This is a genomic window from Aeromonas enteropelogenes (genome assembly GCF_020097295.1).
GTDB classification, from domain to species: Bacteria; Pseudomonadota; Gammaproteobacteria; order Enterobacterales; family Aeromonadaceae; genus Aeromonas; species Aeromonas enteropelogenes.
Map to the genome: position 1 here is coordinate 4198991 of NZ_CP083625.1, position 20577 is coordinate 4219567.

General features: G+C 61.8%; 16 protein-coding genes. 15 read left to right on the forward strand and 1 reads right to left on the reverse strand.

The window, feature by feature from the left end; genetic code table 11:
- Window positions 1–54 precede the first annotated feature (54 nt).
- From LA321_RS19395 to LA321_RS19430, 8 genes are all read left to right on the forward strand, one after another.
- Window positions 55–1878, forward strand: coding sequence for a SulP family inorganic anion transporter (locus LA321_RS19395; protein ID WP_042069947.1), 1824 nt, complete (start codon window positions 55–57; stop codon window positions 1876–1878).
- Between the two features lie 131 nt (window positions 1879–2009).
- Window positions 2010–3356: an MATE family efflux transporter gene (locus tag LA321_RS19400; protein WP_042069948.1), complete on the forward strand. Its 1347-nt coding sequence runs from the start codon at window positions 2010–2012 to the stop codon at window positions 3354–3356.
- Between the two features lie 11 nt (window positions 3357–3367).
- Window positions 3368–3979, forward strand: a complete 612-nt coding sequence (locus tag LA321_RS19405; protein ID WP_042069949.1) for a hypothetical protein — start codon at window positions 3368–3370, stop codon at window positions 3977–3979.
- A 266-nt stretch (window positions 3980–4245) separates the two neighbouring features.
- Window positions 4246–4464 (forward strand): YdcH family protein, encoded by a 219-nt coding sequence (locus LA321_RS19410; RefSeq protein WP_026457390.1) that lies wholly within the window; start codon window positions 4246–4248, stop codon window positions 4462–4464.
- A 162-nt stretch (window positions 4465–4626) separates the two neighbouring features.
- On the forward strand, window positions 4627–5820 hold the full coding sequence (locus LA321_RS19415; RefSeq protein ID WP_042070061.1) for a sugar ABC transporter substrate-binding protein: 1194 nt from the start codon (window positions 4627–4629) through the stop codon (window positions 5818–5820).
- The gene (locus LA321_RS19420) at window positions 5817–7955 is read left to right on the forward strand and encodes a sensor domain-containing diguanylate cyclase (RefSeq protein WP_042069950.1); all 2139 of its coding nucleotides are present in this window, start codon (window positions 5817–5819) and stop codon (window positions 7953–7955) included. Before LA321_RS19415 ends, LA321_RS19420 begins: the two co-directional genes overlap by 4 nt.
- 127 nt (window positions 7956–8082) lie before the next feature.
- Entirely contained in the window at window positions 8083–8742 is a 660-nt protein-coding gene (locus LA321_RS19425) for a YceH family protein (RefSeq protein ID WP_042069951.1), read from the forward strand.
- Window positions 8743–8823: 81 nt separating this feature from the next.
- Window positions 8824–9381 (forward strand): HutD family protein, encoded by a 558-nt coding sequence (locus tag LA321_RS19430; RefSeq protein ID WP_042069953.1) that lies wholly within the window; start codon window positions 8824–8826, stop codon window positions 9379–9381.
- A gap of 76 nt (window positions 9382–9457) precedes the next feature.
- Here LA321_RS19430 and azu read toward each other — a convergent pair whose 3' ends face one another.
- A complete protein-coding gene (azu, locus tag LA321_RS19435; RefSeq protein WP_026457528.1) occupies window positions 9458–9898 on the reverse strand; it encodes an azurin in 441 nt (146 codons plus the stop codon).
- Between the two features lie 295 nt (window positions 9899–10193).
- On the opposite strand from azu, the gene LA321_RS19440 reads away from it, so the two are divergent.
- The 7 genes from LA321_RS19440 to LA321_RS19470 all read left to right on the forward strand — a co-directional run bounded on the left by LA321_RS19440 (window position 10194) and on the right by LA321_RS19470 (window position 20417).
- Complete coding sequence (locus tag LA321_RS19440) at window positions 10194–11237, forward strand: FAD:protein FMN transferase (RefSeq protein WP_042070062.1); 1044 nt, start codon at window positions 10194–10196, stop codon at window positions 11235–11237.
- Window positions 11238–11391: 154 nt separating this feature from the next.
- Entirely contained in the window at window positions 11392–13038 is a 1647-nt protein-coding gene (locus LA321_RS19445) for a tetratricopeptide repeat-containing response regulator (protein WP_042028519.1), read from the forward strand.
- Between the two features lie 49 nt (window positions 13039–13087).
- Entirely contained in the window at window positions 13088–14050 is a 963-nt protein-coding gene (locus LA321_RS19450) for an ion channel (RefSeq protein WP_042069954.1), read from the forward strand.
- A gap of 271 nt (window positions 14051–14321) precedes the next feature.
- Window positions 14322–15128 (forward strand): exodeoxyribonuclease III, encoded by an 807-nt coding sequence (xthA, locus tag LA321_RS19455; protein WP_042069955.1) that lies wholly within the window; start codon window positions 14322–14324, stop codon window positions 15126–15128.
- Between the two features lie 315 nt (window positions 15129–15443).
- Complete coding sequence (locus LA321_RS19460) at window positions 15444–16643, forward strand: efflux RND transporter periplasmic adaptor subunit (protein ID WP_042028515.1); 1200 nt, start codon at window positions 15444–15446, stop codon at window positions 16641–16643.
- A 9-nt stretch (window positions 16644–16652) separates the two neighbouring features.
- Window positions 16653–19763, forward strand: coding sequence for an efflux RND transporter permease subunit (locus tag LA321_RS19465; RefSeq protein ID WP_042069956.1), 3111 nt, complete (start codon window positions 16653–16655; stop codon window positions 19761–19763).
- Between the two features lie 144 nt (window positions 19764–19907).
- A complete protein-coding gene (locus tag LA321_RS19470) occupies window positions 19908–20417 on the forward strand; it encodes a hypothetical protein (RefSeq protein WP_042069957.1) in 510 nt (169 codons plus the stop codon).
- Window positions 20418–20577: the final 160 nt, after the last annotated feature.

Genomic DNA, 20577 nt, shown 5'->3' on the forward strand with positions numbered 1-20577 from the left:
CGATAACCTTGGGCAGACTATGAAAAAGCTCCAAGTTACTCAATGGGTTAAATAATGCGCGAATTTTTCTCACTCGAACGCTGGCTACCGGGCCTCGCCGCCCTGCTGCAATACCAGCGCGCCTGGCTGATGCCGGACCTTCGCGCCGGATTCTCGGTGGCCGCCGTGGCCCTGCCCGTGGCCATCGCCTATGCCGAACTCACCGGGGTCGGTGCCATCGTCGGCCTTTATTCCTGCATCCTGCCCATGATGGTCTACGCCCTGTTCGGCACCTCCCGCCAGCTGATCGTCGGACCGGATGCCGCCACCTGTGCCGTCATCGCCGCCGTGGTGACACCGCTGGCGGCGGGGGATCCCACCCGTCACTGGCAGCTGGTGATGACCATGACAGCCATGACGGGCTTTTGGTGCCTCATCGCCAGCCGCTTCAAGCTGGGGGTGCTGGCGGACTTTCTCTCCCGCCCAATCCTGATGGGGCTGCTCAACGGGGTGGCCATCACCATCATAGTGGGCCAGCTCTCCAAAATTTTCGGTTTCACCTTCGACGAACGCTACCTCATCGAGCGGATCGCCAGCGGCGCCAACTACATCACCCAGACCCATCTGCCGACCCTGGCCATGAGCCTGATCGCCCTGCTTACCCTGCTGCTGGCCAAGCGCTACAAGCCTGCCTGGCCCTCCTCCATGGTGGCCATGGTGGTGACGGCGGCCCTGGTGTGGGCGCTGGATCTTGACCAGTTCCATATCGCCACCCTGGGGAGCGTCGGCTCCGGCCTGCCCGCGTTCCAGATACCGGAGTTTCCCCCCGGCCTGATGCGCGAACTGGTGCTGCCGGCGCTTAACCTCGCCATGGTGAGCTTCGTCTCCATGATGCTCACCGCCCGCAGCTTCGCCGCCAAGAACGGTTACGAAATCGACGCGGACAAGGAGTTCAGGGCACTGGGCATGGCCAACCTGGCGGCCGCCGCCTCCCAGGGCTTTGCCATCAGCGGGGCCGATTCGCGCACCGCAGTCAACGACGCCAATGGCGGCAAGAGCCAGCTGGTCTCCATCATCGCCGCAGCCGTCATCGCCATCATCACCTTTTATCTGACCGGCCCGCTGCAATACATTCCCACCGCGGCGCTCGGGGTGGTATTGGTGATGGCCTCCCTGTCGCTGACCGATTTTCGCGGCTTGTGGGCTCTGCGCCACTCAGATCGCTCGGCGTTTTGGCTGGCGCTGATCACCTTTATCAGCGTGCTGACCATGGGGGTTATTCCGGGGATCACCCTCGCGGTCTTGCTCGGCCTGTTCCAGTTCCTGCGCAACGTGATGCGCCCCACCGATCAGCTGCTCGGCATGGACGACGAGGGGGTGGTGCGCACCCTGGGGGACAACGAGCAGGCCAAAGCCATTCCCGGCATCCTGGTCTATCGCTTCAACTCGCCGCTGACCTACTTCAATGCCCCCTACTTCAAACGGCGGGTGCTGGCACTGCTGGTGCAGGATCCCCTGAGTCCCCAGTGCCTGGTGATCGATGCGGTGGCCTGCTTCACCCATCAGGACATCAGCGTCATGAGCATGGTGGGGGAGCTGCACAAGGAGCTGAAACGGCGCGGTATCCACATGGTGATGGCGGGCCGCCACGGCCAGATGACCCACTGGCTCAAACAGGCCGGGGTTCGGGTAGGAGATGAAGGGATCATCCTCTGCCCCGACATGTATCAGGCCCTGCGCATGACCCGCTGTTACCGCGAGCCGGTGTTCAAGGATGACGAGGTCACCGAGAGCACCACGGATGCCCTCCTCTCCCGCTGGCCCCAGGACGACGCCCTGCCCGACTCGGCGCGCCTCACCCTGCCAAGCGAACAGGAAGCCGGCGCCACCCCGGCCTGATCCCAAGACCCTACCGATCCGGATCACCGGCCGGCGCACAGCGCGGGCCGGTGATTGCACCCGCCAGCCTCTTGGTGTTAAATGCCCGACCAGATGGCACCGTTCGCGTGCCACCAGCCGTTGGACACACCATGCAAACTCAATCCCACGCAGGTCCGGGTACGCTGTTCGCGCTCACCTGGCCGCTATTTATCGATCTCGCCCTGCACTTTCTGACCGGCGCCCTTAATACCTTCATGGTGGGCCATGTCTCCTATCAGGGGGTGGCGGCGCTGGCGGTCGGCAACCAGGTATTCGATCTCGCCATCACCCTGTTCAGCTTCGTCAGCATCGGCACCAGCGTGGTGATCACCCAGTATCTGGGGGCTGGCGACAAGGAGAAGAGCCGGGTGGTGATCCACACAGCCATCGGCTTCAACCTGCTGATCGGCCTCATCGCCGCCATCGGGGTCATGGCCGGGGCCGGCACCATGCTGACGCTGATGAACCTGCCCGCTCACCTGATGAGTGACGCCACCCTCTACCTGCAGATCATCGGTCTGTGCCTGCTGCCGGAGGCGGCGGCGCTCTGTCTGGCCGCGACCCTGCGCGCCCACGGTCACACCCGTCAGGCCATGTACGTGACGCTTATCGTCAACCTCATCACCTTCGTCGGCAACCTGCTGCTGCTCTACGGCTGGTTCGGCCTGCCCCAACTTGGGGTGGCCGGGGTCGCCATCAGCACGGTGGCAGGACGTCTGGTAGGGGTGGTGCTGCTGGTGTGGCTGGTGGCCAAAAAGACCGGCATCCACCTCAAGGCGTGCGATATTGTGCATCCCAGCCGCGAGATGCTGGGCAAGGTGCTGCACATCGGCCTGCCCGCCGCCGGGGAGAACCTCTCCTGGATGCTGCAGTTCATGGTGGTGACCGCGTTTGTCGGCCTGCTCGGTGACAAGGCGCTGGCCACCCAGTCCTACTTCTTCCAGATCTGTCTGTTCATCCTGCTGTTCGGCCTCTCCATCGGCCTTGGCAACGAGATCATCATCGGCCACCTGGCGGGGGCCAGGCAGTTCGATCGCGCCTACCAGCAACTGATGAAAAGCCTCAAACTCGGCCTCCTCGTCACCTGCATCATCGCGCTGGCCGCCGCCATCAACGGCCGCTCCATCATCTCGCTCTTCACCGATGATGCCGACATCATCACTCAGGTGGCGCAGCTGTTTTTGATCAGCCTCATCCTCGAACCCGGCCGCACCTTCAACCTGGTGGTGATCAACGCCCTGCGTGCTACCGGGGATGCCCGTTTCCCGCTCTACATGGCGCTCATCTCCATGTGGGGAATTGCCGTACCCCTTTCCTATTTCCTTGGTATCATGCTGGGCTATGGACTGGTCGGCATCTGGTTGGCCCTTGCCTGCGACGAGTGGGTACGCGGTCTGGCCATGTTCTGGCGCTGGCGCAGTCGCCGCTGGCAAAACAAAATTCTGGTTGAAACATAAGTGGAATCACAATGAAGAAGATAGGACTCTTGCTCGCTGCCCTGTTGCTCAGCCCGCTGACACTGGCGCAAACCGCCCCCTCCACCCCCAAGGCAGTGGCGCCCCAGACCTGGTATGTGGCCCCCATCGCCATCGATGAGACCAGCGAAGCCCAGAAGGCGCTGACCAAGGACTTCATGGCCCAGATGATCAAGACCATCAAGATCAACGAGTACCAGACCGGCAAGGCGGTGGGTAACACCAAGGATCCCAAGTGGCTGATCCGCACCAAGCTGATCCCAGCCAGCGACGCCCCGCTGGTGGGCAAGAAGCATCCGCAGGGCCTCACCTACGGCAAGGGTACCCCGACCCAGGAGATCGTTGGCGAACTCCTCATGAACGGTACCCTGGTAGCCCATATCGGCCAGGGCTGGCGCGAGCCCATCGTCCCCGGTACCCCGGTGGCAGAGAAGCTCTCCATCGCCAACTACCGTTATGCCATTGGCGATCAGGCCAAGGCACCGGATCTCGAGGAGCTGGCCGCCCAGATTGGCTTCGAGGCCGGCAAGGTGATCGCCCGCGGTGGCAAGCCGCTGCCTGAGAAGAGCAAGAAGAAAGAGCCGGTGGACAAGACCAGGGAGTAAGACTGCCGACCGTCATTGAGGGGACCTTGGGGTCCCTTTTTGTTTGCCGCTGCGTTGGCCGACTTCTGTGAAGGTGCGCACAAATTCGTCGCATCGCCATCATTGATTATTTTATTATTTTATTTAAATTCAATTAGTTAAAAATGTTCCGCTAGCAGAACCCAACGAATGGCATCAAATTCGATCGGGATCACATTCCTCACCACGGCGAAGGGGTAGCTTGGATTCACAGGCACAATCAAACGAAACCAAGGAGGCTCCATTACATGTTCCCAGAGTACAGAGAACTCATCTCGAAACTGAAGAGCAGTGATGTCCATTTCCAGAAGATGTTTGACTTGCACAACGACCTGGATGAGGAGATAAGGAAGCTGGAAAAACACCATGCCAGCGATTACAGCTCCGAGGTGAAGGATCTGAAAAAACAGAAACTGAAACTGAAAGAGGAGATATACGAGATCCTCAAGCAACATCCACAGCAATAGATGCCTCAACGAATATCCGGATAAGCAATTTATCCCTCAGCCCGGCTTCCGTGCCGGGCTTTTTGCTATTTATGTCAATTAGCGGGACAATAGCGCTACCTGCCAAGGTGGTTATTTGTTAAATTTTTCCCTTGTGATTCAATGGCTAACGCCGACAATAATATGAATATGACATTCCCCTTCCATGTGCTGTTGCTGCTTGCTCTGTTCTGCTTCACCTCTCCCCTGCAGGCCCGCGGCCCCGCGCTGGAGCTATGGCACTCCCAACAGGCCGGCTACGTCATCGACGAGGTGATCGCCCGCTTCAACCGGGAACAGGATCAGCGGGTGTGCGTACTGCAGATAGAGCCCAGCAAGATCAAGGGGGATATCCTGCTGGCGGCCCAGTCCAGAGGGCTGCCGGATCTGATGCTGATCCCCTCCGATTTTCTCGGGCTTTACCGTCAGATGAAGCTCGCCCCCCTGCCGGCAGACTGGTTCTCCAACGAGTTGATGGCCGAGACGCTCTCCTATGTCACCCTCGATCGGCAGCGCTGGGGCATGCCCATGATGCAGGGCAACCACCTGATGCTGTTCTACAACAAAGAGCTGGTCTCCACCCCGGTGACCGAGTGGCAACAGTTTGCACAGATCGCCCCCGACCTGACGGCCAGGGGCATAATGCCCATCAGCTGGCCCTATGAGGATATGTATTATCTTGCCGCCTTCCTGCGCACCTTCGGGGGCTCCCCGGTGACTGACGGGCGCATCACCCTCGATACCCCTGCCATGGTGCAGGCACTGGAGGCCTACCGTACCGTGGCCCGTCAGGGCTGGGTCGATCCCGATGGCGACTATGACGCAGCTCTCTCCCGCTTCAGCACGGGTAGGAGCGCCTATCTCATCAACGGGGATTGGGCCTTCAGCGATCTGACGAAAAACATGGGCGAGAGACTGGGGGTGGCTCTGCTGCCCGCCTGGCAGACACGTCCCATGAGCTCCATGAGCGGCGCCTATGTGATTGGCGTTGCGGCATCCGCCATGGAGGATGAGGATCGCCGTCCCGTCATCCAGGCCCTGATGGCTTTTATCCAGCGCAGCGATACCCAGGATTTCATCTACCGCCGCGGCGCCCTGCTGCCAGTCAATCGGGATGCCTTTGCCGCCATCGGCCAGAGCCCGGATCCCCGTGCCCGCGTGCTGCTTGAACAGTTCACCCGCAGCGCCCCCATGCCTTCCGGGAGCGCCATGGCGGTCGCCTGGCAGGCGATGGCCACCGGTTTTGAACGGGCCCGGGAGGGAGGCAGTGCGACCGACACAGCCCGTTACATGCAACAGCTGGCGGATCGCCAGCATCTTCAGGTCAATGCACCATGAGTACCCGCACCTTTCGCCTGGGACCGACCCTGGTGGTCATCCTGTTCGCCGTCGCCCTGCTGCCCACCCTGCTGGCCAGCGGGGTGCTGCTGACCCGGCAGCACGAGATCATCGCCCAGAGCGAGCAGGATCAGCTCGAACGTGCCCTTGCCAGCATGGCCCGGGATGTGCGCTTTCGCAGCGAACTCATCGGTACCCAGCTCAACCAGCTCAGCCACGACAGAGTGCTCCACCAGGCTATCGACAATTTCCTCTTCTCGAGCCACGCTCGCCTGATCCTCGCCAGCTTCGTCAAGGGCAACGATCTGATCCACGCCGCCTACCTGCTCGACAAGTCTGGTCAGGTGGTCGAGTACGTCAACGGCCGTGCCACCATGCTGGAATCGAGCGATCTCATCGCACCCTTGCTGACCTGGAGCAAGACCCGGGAAGCCCGCCAGGGCAAACACCTGCTGCTTCCCGTCAGCGATCCCGCCTTGAGCGCCATGCCGGGCGGACAAGGGAGCGGCGGCATCGCCCTGGTGGCCCCCGTCTATCGCAACTACCAGCGAGCCGGCGTGTTGCAGACACCTTCCGGCTTCGTGCTGGCGATCCTCCCCTGGAAGAACATCGCCCGGGTGCTGGAGCCCTACCTCAAGGGGCGGGAGTCACTGAGCATCACCCATGATCAGACGCTGCTCTACCAGAGTCCGGTCCCCACCGATCTCGCCCTCGATCCGGACATGTCGCTGGAGATGGAACACCCCATGTCCATCGACTGGCCCCTGCTGAGCGATGGATTGCAGGCGACCATCACCCTCTCCAGCTACAACAACGACCGGGTGCAGGAACTGAACAACTCCCAGCGCATCTTCACCTGGTCCATCGTCGTCATGCTGGTGCTGGTGGTGCTGGTGTGCATCTGGCTCACCCGCTGGCTCAGCAGGCCCCTGGTCGCCCTGGCGGCCATGGTGCGTGGCTACGGCCGGGGCGATTACCAGCAACAGCTCGCCCCGCTGCGCTTCGTGGAATACGACGAGGTGCGCCGCCTGCTGCAGGAGATGGCCCGCACCATCTCGGCGCAGGTGATGGCGCTGCACCAGCAAAACGAGCAGTTGCAGCTGGCCAACCGGGAGAAGGAGGCCTTCAACCAGCAACTACGCGACTTCAACGACAAGCTGGAGCTGGAAGTGGCCACCCAGACCACGGCGCTGCGTTCGGCCCTGAGCCGGGTAGAGCGCAGCCGTCACATACTGCAATCCTGGCTGCAATTCGCCCTGCACCAGCAGTTGGACGTGAACATCTCCCAGCTGGCCACTTCCGCCTTGCATCAGCTCTCCCAGCTCTACCATGGCCATCGCTGGGGGCTGGTGATCCGGCGCGAGGGGCAGGAGCCCTATGTGCTGACCCAGGAGCTGGCGGCCCCCGAGCGTGCACGGCTGACCGCCAAGCTGACCCGACTGGTGGCGGAAGATGTCCCCCCAAGCCCATACCCGTGGCACGATGAGATCTGGCGGGTGCTGCCCCTGCCCGGCAGCCAGGGTGGCGTGCTGTTTGGCTACCTGATGGTGAGCGCCGAAGGGCTGGAGCCTGACGATGACGCCATCCTCCACCTGTTTGCCAAACAGCTGGCGACTGGGATCGAGGGGCGGCTCTTCACCGATGAGCTGGCCCGGGTGGCCCGCACCGACAACCTGACCGGCCTGCCCAACCGTCAGGCCTTCGAGGAGGCGTTTGCCCACTATCAGGCGGTGCATGCCCGCCATCCCGAGCGTCCTCTCTCCCTCTTCATGCTGGATCTCAACGGACTCAAACACACCAATGATCACTATGGCCACGAGGCCGGTGATGCCCTGCTCAATGGCATGGCCCAGTTGCTGCTCACCCACTGCCGCCAGGACGAGCAGATCTTCCGCATCGGCGGGGATGAGTTCGTGCTGCTGGCCGAGGCGGATGAGGCGGGCTGCCAACGGCTCGCGGCCCGGCTCAAGGAGAGCCAGCAAAGCGCCATGGCGTACCATGGGGAGCAACACTTCCCCCTGCGCTTTGCCATCGGCTGGAGCTGCAGCGAACAGACCCCGCTGGCCAACCTCAGCCGGGTGGCGGACGACGCCATGTATACCGACAAGGCCCGTTTCTATCGCGAGCGCCCCTGAGCCCGGTTGGCGAGCCTTTCGCCAAGGCCGCGGCGGCTTCGCAAAAATGGGGCGCCACGCTGGACGCCATCCGGGCCATGACTAAGATAGGGGCACTTGCTTATATCGATTCAGAAGGGAGTAGGAAATGGAGTTAGTACTTGGCCCACTGGAAGCCCGCGTCATCGGCTGCCTGATTGAAAAAGAGATCTGCACCCCGGATCAATATCCCCTCTCCCTCAACGCCCTGGTCAACGCCTGCAACCAGAAGAGCAACCGCGAGCCGGTGCTGGAGCTCTCCGAGCTCGATATCCGCGCCGTGGTGGACGAGCTGATCAGAAAGCGTCTGGTGGTCAACACCGCAGGTTTCAACGCCCGGGTGCCCCGCTACCAGCACAGATTCTGCAACACCGAGTTCGGCGAGCTGAAGTTCGATGCCCGCGAGCTTGGCATCATCTGCGAGCTGCTGCTGCGCGGCCCGCAAACCCCGGGGGAGCTGCGCTCGCGCACCAACCGCCTGTGCAGCTTCGACGACGTCACCCAGGTGGATGGGGTGCTCAATACCCTGATCGAACGCGGCCCCTACGTGGTCAAGCTGCCCCGCGAGCCGGGCAAGCGGGAATCCCGCTACGCCCACCTGTTCAGCGGCGAGGTGGATATCCAGGCCCTGATGGAGTCGGCCCCGGCGGCCGCCTATGCCTCCCCTGCCGCGGATCGCCTGAGCGAGCTGGAGCTTGAGGTGAGCGAGCTTAAAAACCGGTTGGCCGCCATGGAGGCCCGCCTGGCAGCGCTGGATGGTCAGGGCTGACGCCATCATCCCCATGCCCTATCAGGGAGCCGGGGCGGCAAGCCCGGCTCCCTGTCTATTGACCGATTATGAGGAAATGCCGTGATCACCCTGATCAAAGAGTCTGACCACCAGAAGATGCCCTGGAAGAACAAGCAGGGCACCACAGCCCAGATCCTCATCTCCCCCAAGGGCGCAACCCTAGATGGGCTCGACTTTGACTACCGGCTGAGTTCGGCCCCCATCAAGGGGGCGGGCACCTTTTCCCGCTTCCCCGGCTATCAGCGCATCCTGTTGCCCGTGAGCGGCGCCGGCTTCGTGCTTAACGGCCACCCCTACGCCACCTTCGAGGCGGCCCACTTCAGCGGCGACGACGAAACCCACTGCGAGTTGCTGAAAAAAGAGGTGACGGATCTCGGGCTTATCTACCATCCGGATCGCATCAGCGCCAACGTGCGGGTGCTGACCCTCCCCTTCCCGCTCGCTCTCACCCTGGAGGCAGACAAGCACTACCTCTGCCACCTGCTGGAGGGCCAGCTCACCGTGCAGGGCCAAAGCGTCGCGCCCAACGAGACTCTGGTGATCAACGGCGAACAGAGCATCCACTTCGAGTGCGGGAAAAAAACCACCATCGCCTTCTTTACCCTGCAACATAAATGACTCGCTTCATCTGGCAGATGACGAAGACAAAAAAGCCGGGATCATCCCGGCTTTTTGCTGGTTGCTACAAGGGCGATTAACCGACCTTGAAGGTGCCTTTCATCATGGCGAAGTGACCCGGGAAGGAGCAGAAGAAGGTGAGGTCTTTACCGGCCAGCCCCTCGGTCTTGAAGGTGACGCTGCTGCTCTCGCCGCCGCCGATCAGCTTGGTGTGGGCCAGCACCCGCGGATCGTCCTTGGGCAGATAGTCATTCTCGGCACCGGCGCTCATGCCTGCGGTGGCCACGGCCTGGTAATCGGCGGTGGGAGACAATACCCAGTTGTGGCCCATGCCGGTCACCGGCAGCTTGCCGGTATGATTCAGGGTCACCGTCACCTCCTTGCAGGTGGCGGGTACCGTCATCTCCTTGAGATTGAACTGCATGGCATCATTGCCTTCGATAACCAGTGCGCACTCGTCAGCCAGCACCGGAGCGGCCAGGGTAGTCAGAAACAGCAGGGTAATCGCCTTTTTCATCATCTTCTCCTTGGATGAGCAATGGATGACAACAGGTTCGCTTGGCACAACAGGAAGAGGCCAGCAAAGATGTCGTCAAAATCGACCTTCATCTTACCCGATTGTCTTCAATCGGCGATGACTTTAGCGCAAAGGTGCGGGCCAGCTCACCCGACAGGCAATATTTCCCTTCCCTTTCACCGGCAAGTGACCCGGGCTGTTTAATTTTTCCGGTCATTTTCCGGTGCTTGCCGCCCTCCCCTTGGCTAAGCTAGCGCCCCGATGATGCAACCTCTGTGCGAGACGCCTTCCCATGATGCCGATTTCCCCTCTGCCGGCCCTGCGTGGTCTGCTGTTTGTCCTGTTGCTGGCCCTGACCGGCTGCCAGCCCACGCCACCCGCCCAGACCCGTATTCAGGGCAAGACCATGGGCACCTACTATGTGGTGACCCTGAGCGATCCCTTCCCGGGGGGGGAGCCGGCGCTGAAAGAAGAGGTGGAGCGCCTGCTGGCCCGGATGAACAAGGAGATCTCCACCTACGATCCCGCCTCCCTCATCTCCCGCTTCAATCAGGGCCCCGCCAATGCCCCCATGGCCATTCCAACCGCCATGGCCAGGATAGTGCAGCAGGGGATCGACGCCGGTCACCTCACCGGCGGCAAGCTGGATGTGACCGTGGGCCCACTGGTGAATCTGTGGGGCTTTGGCCCGGACAAGCGACCGGTCAAACGACCGGATGCACAGGCCATCAATGATGCCCGCCAGAGGGTCGGGATCGACAAGCTGACCCTGCTCCCCCAGGGGGATCACTTCCTGCTCGGCAAGTCCATTCCGGACCTCTATCTCGATCTCTCCACCCTGGGGGAAGGAGCCGCGTCGGACGAGCTTGCCGCCCTGCTTGAGGGCAAGGGGGTCAACAACTACCTGATCGAGGTGGCGGGAGCGGTGCGCAGCAAGGGCAACAACAGCAAGGGCAAGCCGTGGAAAGTGGCCATCGTCGAGCCTTCCGACCAGCCGGGTGCTTTCTCGGACGTGGTGAGCCCTAACGGCATGGCCCTCAGCACCGCCGGCAGCTATCGCAACTATTACGAGCTTGATGGCAAGCGCTACTCCCACATCATCGATCCCGCCACCGGCCAGCCGATCACCCACAAGCTGGTCTCCGCCAGCGTGATCACCCCGACCGCGCTCGAGGCCGATGCCCTCGACACCGCCCTCATGGTGATGGGGCCCGAACAGGCGATGGCCTTCGCCAAGGCGCACCAGCTGGCGGTCTATCTCATCGTCAAGAGTGGTGACGGCTTCAAGGCGCAGTACACCCCCCAGTTTGCCCCTTATCTGGCCCGGGAGAAATCCTGACCGCCAGAAACGACAAGAGCCTGACAAGGCTCATTTGACCAAGGCTAAATGCCCCCCCTTGTCCGCCCCATCCAATCGCTGCGGGCCAATTGCCTCTGCGGGCCCTTTGGTGGCACACTGCCCCCATCAGCCCGCAGCGCCTCGACCCTGACAGATGCAGACACCGGAAAAAGAGCCTGAAAAGAAAACCGCGCCCAAGCCCCAGCGCATTCTGATGGTCAACGAGCAACGCACATTCCAGGTGATGATGAAGGCGATGCTGATCAACATCGGCATCAGCGACATCACCTTCTGCAACAACGCCGAGGAGGCGCGCCGCCGCTGCCAGAAGGGCAGCTACGACATCTACCTCATCGATTACGATCTCGGGGTCGGCGAGAATGGCCGCCAGCTGCTCGAGAGCCTGCGGGATCAGAATCTGATCCCCCCTAAAAGCGTGGTGATCATGGTGAGCGGCGACAGCTCCCGCGCCATGGTGCTGAGCGCCCTCGAGGCCGAGCCCGACGAATACCTGATGAAGCCCTTCTCTCAGGAGCAGTTCTCGTTTCGCTTGAAGCGCGCACTGGCCCGCCGTCAGGCCCTCTCCAGCATCTTCTCCGCCCTGGCCGACAACAATCTGCCCGCCCTGCTCACCGCCTGTGCCGAACGGGCCGAAGCCGTGCCCCGCTTTGCCAACTATTGCCGCTGCCTGCAGGCCGACACCCAGCTCAAGCTGGGCCAGGCCCAGGAGGCCCGTACCCTGATGCGCCAGCTGCTGGCCGGGCAGGACAACAGCTGGGCCCGGCTGACCCTGGGCAAGGCGTGCAATACCCTGGGGCTTCATGAAGAAGCGGTCAGCCACCTGCAGGCGACTCTCAAGAATACCCCCCTGATGGTGGAGGCCCATCGCTGGCTGGCGGAATCCCTGCTGGCGCTGGGCAAGGATGAACAGGCCCAGCAGGAGCTCAGGCGGGCAGTGGATATTTCTCCCCAGTCGGTGCCGCTCTCGCGCCGGCTCGCGGAGGTGTGCCTGCAGCGCCACGACTACGCCCAGGCCAAGGATGTGCTGCTCTCGCTCATCGATCTCTCGCGCAATTCGATTCACCGCACCCCCCACTACCTGGGGGCCTATATCCAGACCCTGACCCTCTACGCCCTCAACAGCAACGACAGCTACCACATCGCCAACCTGCAAAAACAGGTGAACAGCGCCCTGTCGCGCATTCGCGACTCCCTGATGATGTCGGAGTTCAACTACCCGGTGTTCGAGCAGATCTGCCAGGCCAGGGTGCAAATCGCCCTCGGGGAGCTGCTCAAGGGCAAGAAGATGCTCTATCGCGCCAACCAGAACTGGCTCGACGAGCCGGCCACCATGCCGCCGGCCCTGCTCGGGGAGACCATCCTCGCCCTCTATCAGCTTGGCGAGTTCGAGTATGCCGAGAGCCTGCAGAGCCTGTTGGCGGAAGATGGCGATCGGCTGCTCACCACCTGTATCCAGGCCACCCGGGATGACAAGACGGTGCTGGAGCGCCGCCAGCGCTACCAGCAGCTCAACGAGCTCGGCATCAAGGCCTATCAGTCCGGCGAGCTGGAGCAGGCGCTGGGCCATTTTCGCGAGGCATTGCGCCGCGCCCCCGCCAATACCGGCGCCGCCCTCAACAAAATCCAGGTACTGCTGCAGTTGATGCAAAAAAATCGCAAGAGCCCGGAGTTTGGCGCCGAGTGCAAGGACACTCTGGATATCCTCGACGGCATCCCTCTCAACCCGGCCCAGCAGGATCGCTTTCGCAAGCTGCGTCAAGAGTACAACCAGTTCAGCTGACCCCGTTCGCCTATGCTGATATTGACTCGGCAAGGGGAGGAGACCGGCGATGGCCATGTGTCGATATCTGGTGGCGGATGGCCGCCACTGCTGCGAAGAGGCGGGAGAGCATGATCTGTGCCGTTGGCACGATCCCCATGGTCACCATCAGGATCCCCACACCGCTCGCGAACTGGAGCACTACATCCACCAGGGCGGCCTGTGTCACGGCCTGCAGCTGGCCCGCGCCAACCTGGCCGGCCTCAATCTGGTAAAGAAGGGCTCGCCGGAGGGCTTTTTGCTGGAGCAGTGCAACCTCTATCGGGCCAACCTGCAGGGCGCCCATCTCTACGGTATTCGCATCAAGGGTGGCAGTCTGATGAAGGCCGATCTCAGCGATGCCAACCTGCACTGCGCCTCCCTCGACGACGTCAATCTGCTCGGCATTCGCTGGCACAACACCCGCCTCGACAACCTGGATACCGGCAAATGCCTGATGCAGGAGCGGCGCGGGCGCAAAGAACGGGATCCGGTGCAGGCCCGCATCTGGCTGAAAGAGGCCGAAGAGACCTACCGGGATCTGCGCAAGGCATCGGAGGCCCAGGGTATCTTCACCATGTCCGGCCGCTACATCCAGCAGGAGCTCACCATGCGCCGGCTGCAGCTGCCGTTCTGGTCGAGTCACCGCTTCACCTCCTGGGTGGTCGATCTCTTCTGCGGTTACGGCGAGGCTCCGATGCGAGTGGTGCTCTTCTCCCTGCTGCTGATTTTCATCTGCAGCATCTTCTACTTCTTCTTTGGCCTGAGCTTCAACGGCAACCCGCTCATCTACCGCCCCGACGCCCCCCTGGAGCAGAATGCCATCTTCCTGCTGGAGTGCCTTTACTACAGCGTGGTGACCTTCACCACCCTGGGTTATGGCGACTTTACTCCCATCGGCTTCTCCCGGATCTGCGCCGCCTTCGAGGCCTTCACCGGCAGCTTCACGCTGGCGCTGTTTGTGGTGGTGTTTGTCAAGAAGATGACCCGCTGACAACCTGTCCACGATCCTACTGCGAGGCTGTGATCAAGGCTCATGTGCTGCTCGCTTATTTGTAACCAAGAGTTCTCACGTACATCTATACGCTCCGGTTCCTGCGCTGCGCTTCACCTTGCTGACAACCTCTCGCGACAGATCGTGAACAGGTTCCGATAGCCAGATACTCTGCTCAGAAGCTGCGCCGGACACATCCCCCTGGAACTTGCATCCACCGCCGATTCCTAGTCCAATAGCCACTTATAAAAATGACATGAGCATCCCGGACATGAAGATCATCTCTTTCAATATCAACGGCCTGCGCGCCCGTCTGCATCAGTTGCAAGCCATCATCGACAAGCACCAGCCCGATGTGATCGGCCTGCAGGAGATCAAGGTTCACGACGAGGCCTTCCCCCTCGCCGACGTGGAAGCCATGGGTTATCACGTCGAATTCCACGGCCAGAAGGCCCACTACGGGGTGGCCATTATGAGCAAACAGAAGCCGGTCAAGGTGGAAAAGGGTTTCCCCACCGACGATGAAGAGGCCCAGCGCCGGATGATCATGGCCACCTTCGAGCGGGAAGATGGCTCCCTTATCAAGGTGATGAACGGCTACTTCCCGCAGGGGGAGAATCAGGAGCACGAGACCAAGTTCCCGGCCAAGCAGAAGTTCTATGAAGACTTGCAGCACTACCTCGAGACTCATCACACCCCGAGCGATCAGCTTGTGCTGATCGGGGATATGAACATCTCCCCCACCGATCTCGACATCGGTATCGGCGAGGCGAACCGCAAGCGCTGGCTGCGAGATGGCAAGTGCTCCTTCCTGCCCATCGAGCGCGAGTGGATGGCCCGTTTGGAAGGATTCGGCCTGACCGACACCTTCCGTGCCGCCAACCCCACCGAGTGCGAGCGCTTCTCCTGGTTTGACTACCGCTCCAAGGGGTTTGACGAGAACCGTGGCCTGCGCATCGATCTCATCATGGCCTCCGATGCCCTCAAGGACAAGGTGACCGAAACCGGCATCGACTACGAACTGCGCGGCATCGAGAAGCCCTCCGACCACGCCCCCATCTGGGCCTGCTTCGCCTGAACAAACGTCAAATGTTAATAAAAAAGCCAGTGTAGAGGCCCCTCTTCACTGGCTTTTTACATTGGCCATCGACAACGTCAGCGGCCCGCCAACATTTTCATTCAAATCCCAAAAAGGGCTTGAGCCGGGCGGATGGCCCTTGCCACAATTCGTTGCCCATCAAAAAGGTGAAAACTTTCACTTTGAGAAGGTTAGGTTCAAGATAGTGATCCTATTATCCCGATTTCCGATTTTCCGTTTGTAATGACGTTAATCATGACTTGTGCACAGAGTGCGGATCGCCACGACAGCGATCCATCCAACAGGAGTGTAAAGATGAAGGTGCCGACTAGCCCAATAGCGAGATTCAAACAGAGCGTGTTGACGCTGGCACTGATCGGCGGACTGACGGCCTGTGGTGGTGAAACCGACCCGGCAGCCAACGCCATGCCTGCCGTCCCTGTGGTGGTTAACGAGGTCACCCCGGTCGATGTGCCGCTCACCACCGAGATGGTGGGTGAAACCGCCGGTTTTCGCGAGATTGAAGTACGCTCCCGGGTGAGCGGCATCCTGCTCAAACGCACCTATGTGGAAGGCCAGCCGGTCACCGCAGGCCAGGAGCTGTTTCTGGTCGATCCGGCCCCCTACAAGGTGGCGCTGGAGCAGGCCAAGGGCACCTTGGCTCAGGAGCAGGCCCGCCTCAACAAGGCCCGCGCCGACAAGGATCGCATCATCCCGCTGTTCAAGCGCCAGGTGGTGAGCCGCAAAGACTACGATGACACCATCGCCAACTACGAGGCGGCCGTGGCCAGCCTGCAGGCGGCCCAGGCCAAGGTGAAAGAGGCTGATCTCAACCTCAGCTACACCCAGGTCACCGCCCCCATCAGCGGCATGGCGAGCAAGAGCTCCCAGTCCGAGGGTAGCCTCATCTCCACCAGCGGTGACAGCAGCCTGCTGACCACCATCACCCAGTTCGATCCCCTCTATGTGAATTTCTCCTACTCGGAGCAGGACCGTCTCAACTTCGAGAAGTCGGTCAAGAAGGGGCTTATCGAGGCCAAGAGTGCCACCGACTGGCGTACCCATATCCAGCTGGCCGACGGCAGCACCTATCCTGAACCCGGTCGTCTGAACTTCTCCGACACCCGTGTCGATCCCCAGACCGGCACCATCCGTGCCCGTGCCATCTTCGACAACAAGGACGGCGCTCTGCTGCCCGGCCAGTTCGTGCGCCTGACCATCGATCTGGGTACCCGCAAGAACGCCATCGTGGTGCCGCCGCGCGCCATCGTCCAGTCCCAGGCTGACCGCCTGGTGATGGTGGTGGATGCCGACAACAAGGTGAGTCCGCGTCCGGTCAAGCTGGGCCCGACCGTCAGTAGCGGCATCATCATCGACAGCGGCCTGCAGGCCGGCGATCGCTACATCGTCGAAGGGTTGATGAAGGCGCGTCCGGGTGCCGTGGTCAAACCGGTTTCCGCCGAGGAGATGAAGGCGATCAACGCCAAGATCACCCAGGGTGCCGCTGGCAAATAAGGAGCCCCCATGTTTTCCAAGTTCTTTATCGAACGCCCCATCTTCGCCAGCGTGATTTCGATCATTATCGTGCTGGGCGGGTTGGCGGCGATGCGCGCGCTCCCGGTGGAGCAGTATCCCCAGATCACCCCCGCCGTGGTCTCGGTGACCGCCTTCTACCCGGGTGCTACCCCTGAGGTGATCTCCCAGACCGTGGCCGCCCCCATTGAACAGCAGGTCAACGGGGTCGAGAACATGATCTACATGCAGTCTGGCTCCGCCTCCAACGGCCAGATGAACCTCAACGTCTACTTCGACATCGGGGTCGACCCCGATCAGGCGACCATCGACGTCAACAACCGGGTCTCGGCCGCCATGGCCCAGCTGCCGGAAGAGGTGAAGAAGCAGGGTGTGACGGTGCGCAAGAAGTCCACCTCCATCCTGCAGGTGATCACCCTGCAGTCGCCGAACGGCTCGTTTGATACCACCTATCTGTCGAACTACGCCCTGCTCAACATCATCGACGAGCTCAAGCGTATTCCCGGCGTGGGTGATACCTCCCTGTTCGGCGGTACCGATTACGCCATGCGGATCTGGCTGCGCCCGGACCGGCTGGCCCAGCTGCAACTCACCCCGAGCGACGTGATCGGCGCCATCCGCGAGCAAAATACCCAGTTCGCGGCGGGCAAGATCGGCTCCCAGCCCACCAGTACCCCCACCGACTTCACCTACACGGTGCAGACCAAGGGACGACTGGATGACGTGAAGGAGTTCGAGAACATCATCATCCGCGCCATGCCGGATGGCTCCAAGATCCGCGTTCGTGACGTGGCCCGGGTCGAGCTCGGTGGCAAGGACTACGACGTACTGGCCCGTGCCAACGGCAAGCCAGCCATCGGTATCGCCACCTACCTGCAACCGGGTGCCAACGCGGTCGCCGTGGCCGATCAGGTGCGCGCCACCATGGAGCGCCTGCAGGGTCGTTTCCCGCAGGACGTGGAGTACCAGATCCCCTACGACACCACTGAATTTGTGAAGATCTCCATCGAGGAGGTGGTCCACACTCTGCTCGAGGCGATCGTGCTGGTGTTCGTGGTGGTCTACCTGTTCTTGCAGAACTTCCGTGCCACCCTGATCCCCTGTATCGCGGTGCCTGTCTCCTTGATCGGTACCTTCGCCGGCATGCTGATGCTGGGCTTCTCCATCAACCTGCTGACCCTGTTCGGCATGGTGCTCGCTATCGGTATCGTGGTGGATGACGCCATCGTGGTGCTGGAGAACGTCGAGCGGATCATGAGCGAGAAGAAGTGCTCCGCCAAGGAGGCTGCCATCCTCGCCATGCAGGAAGTGTCTGGCCCCGTGGTCGCCATCGTGCTGGTGCTCTCCGCCGTGTTCCTGCCGGTTGCCTTCATGGGCGGCATGACGGGGGTGATGTACAAACAGTTCGCTATCACCATCGCCGTGTCGGTGGCCATCTCCGGCCTGGTGGCACTCACCCTGTCGCCGGCCCTGTGCGCCATCTTGCTCAAAGAAGGTCACCACAAACCGGCCCGCTTCTTCGTCTGGTTCAACAACGCGTTTGATCAGCTGACCCGCCGCTATGTGCGCGGGGTAGCCTTCCTCAACCGCCGCGTCGGCGTCGCCTTTGGTATCATCGCCATCATCCTGGTCAGCAGCTATGCCCTGTTCCAGAAAGTACCGGGCGCCCTGGTGCCTGATGAAGACCAGGGCTACCTCATCGGCTCTGTGATGCTGCCCGATGCCGCCGCCCTGACCCGTACCCAGGCGGTTGCCAACGATTTCGACAAGATCGCCATGGCCAACCCCAACGTGAAGGACGTGGTCACCTTCTCGGGCTTTGACATCCTGTCCGGCTCCATCATCAGCAACCGCGGTCTCACCTTCGTGACCCTGAAAGACTGGAAAGAGCGTCAAGGGGAAGGGCAAGACTCTTTCTCCCTGGCCAAGACTTTCCAGGGGCTGAGCCTGATGGGACTGGCCGATGGCTTCACCGCCACCTTCAACCCGCCTCCCATCACCGGCATGTCCACCACCGGGGGCCTCGAAGGCTATCTGCAAAACCGGGGTACCGGCGACGTGCACGCCTTCGCGGGCGAGGTACAGCGCCTGCTCGACGCGGCCAAGGAGCGTCCTGAGTTTGCCAGCGTGACCACCACCTTCCGCGCCAACGTGCCCCAGGTCTTCCTGGATCTCGACCGCGAGAAGGCCAAGGCGCTGGGGCTGCCCATCAACGCCGTGTTTGACACCATGCAGGCCACCTTCGGCCAGGTCTATGTCAACGACTTCAACCAGTTCGGTCGTACCTACCGGGTGCAGTTGCAGTCCGAGGCGGACTACCGCGCCAAGAAGGATGACATTCGCAACGTCTATGTCCGCTCCAATACCGGCGAGATGATCCCCCTCACCAGTCTGGTGACGGTGCGCGATGCCACTGGCCCCGAGCTGGTCGAGCGTTTCAACATCTTCCCGGCCGCCAAGATCATGGCTCAGCCGGCGCCAGGCGTGAGCTCGGGCCAGGCGATCAAAGCCCTGGAGGAGGTCGCCGCCCAGACCCTCGGCAACGACGCCAAGCTGGAGTGGACCGGTGCCGCCTACCAGGAAAAAGCGGCCGCCGGCAGCGCTGCCATGGCGTTTGGCTTCGGTATCGTGATGATCTTCCTCATCCTGGCCGCCCAGTATGAGCGCTGGAGTCTGCCGTTTGCGGTGATCACCGCCGTGCCGTTCGCCCTGTTCGGCGCCCTGCTCGCCACCTGGGCCGTGGGGCTCACCAACAACGTCTACTTCCAGATAGGCCTGGTAACCCTGGTGGGTCTGGCGGCGAAGAACGCCATCCTGATCGTGGAGTTCGCGGTCATGAAGCATGAAGAAGGGATGACCCTCATCGAGTCGGCCCTGGAGGCGGCGCGTTTGCGTTTCCGTCCCATCGTCATGACCTCCCTCGCCTTCATCCTCGGCTGTGTGCCCCTGGTCACCTCCAGCGGCGCCGGCGCCGCGAGCCGCCACGCCCTCGGCTGGCCGGTCATCGGCGGTATGCTGGCGGCGACCTTCATCGCCATCTTCTTCATCCCGCTCTTCTTCCGCCTCATCATGAAGGGCTCGGAGAAACGGGCCAAGCAGTAATCCAGTCACCTCCTGACGGCCCAACACCCCCGCCATTGCGGGGGTGTTTTTTTATCCTCACCGGCCACGCGAGGCGCCATGCCTTGACCTTCTCCTCAAGGTAAGGTTTACAGTCCAACCATCTGATCTCGAAGGATATCCGGATTGTCACTCACCCAGCTTGCTGCAAGATTGCCCTCTGTTGCCTTGGCCCGGCTGTTGCTGGCGCTGATGCTCATCTGCAATCTGACCCTCTGCATCAGCTGGCACGGCGCCTCTATGGCCATCACGAGTGCCTCTCTCTCCCTCTTCACGCCGCATACACTGCCTGACGCCATGATCCCGTCCCATGGGGATGACGCGGGCCCACGCACCATGGCGCAGGATCAGGAGAACGCTTCCGTGACCCTCTCCTGCCACGCCAGTGCCGGGAGCGAATCGACCGTGACGGGGGATGAGTGCCAGATGCAGACCGGGCTGTCCGGCGCCGCCAATGCCCTGCCTCTGCTCGGCATGCTGCTCTCGGTTCTGCTGCTCCCCCTGTTGCTGCTGTCGCTGGGGACCCTGCCCCGCTTGCTGGATCTCTGGCTGCGTGACCCCTTCCTTAGAACCCGCGGTACTCACCCGCCCTCCTGGCCCCGCCGGCATCTGATGCTGTCGGTGCTGCGCCACTAGAAAGACCGTCTCTTGCGTGCCTGATCAGGGGTCACCCTGTCCTGGCTGCGCTCCTTGCCTGAGCCTGCGCCACCCGCGCAGGAGAACGGGCGTCCCTGACGCCCCGTTGGCCGGGCAAACCGTGTGACTCTTATCCCTTATTCGTCACCGGCCCGGCCAT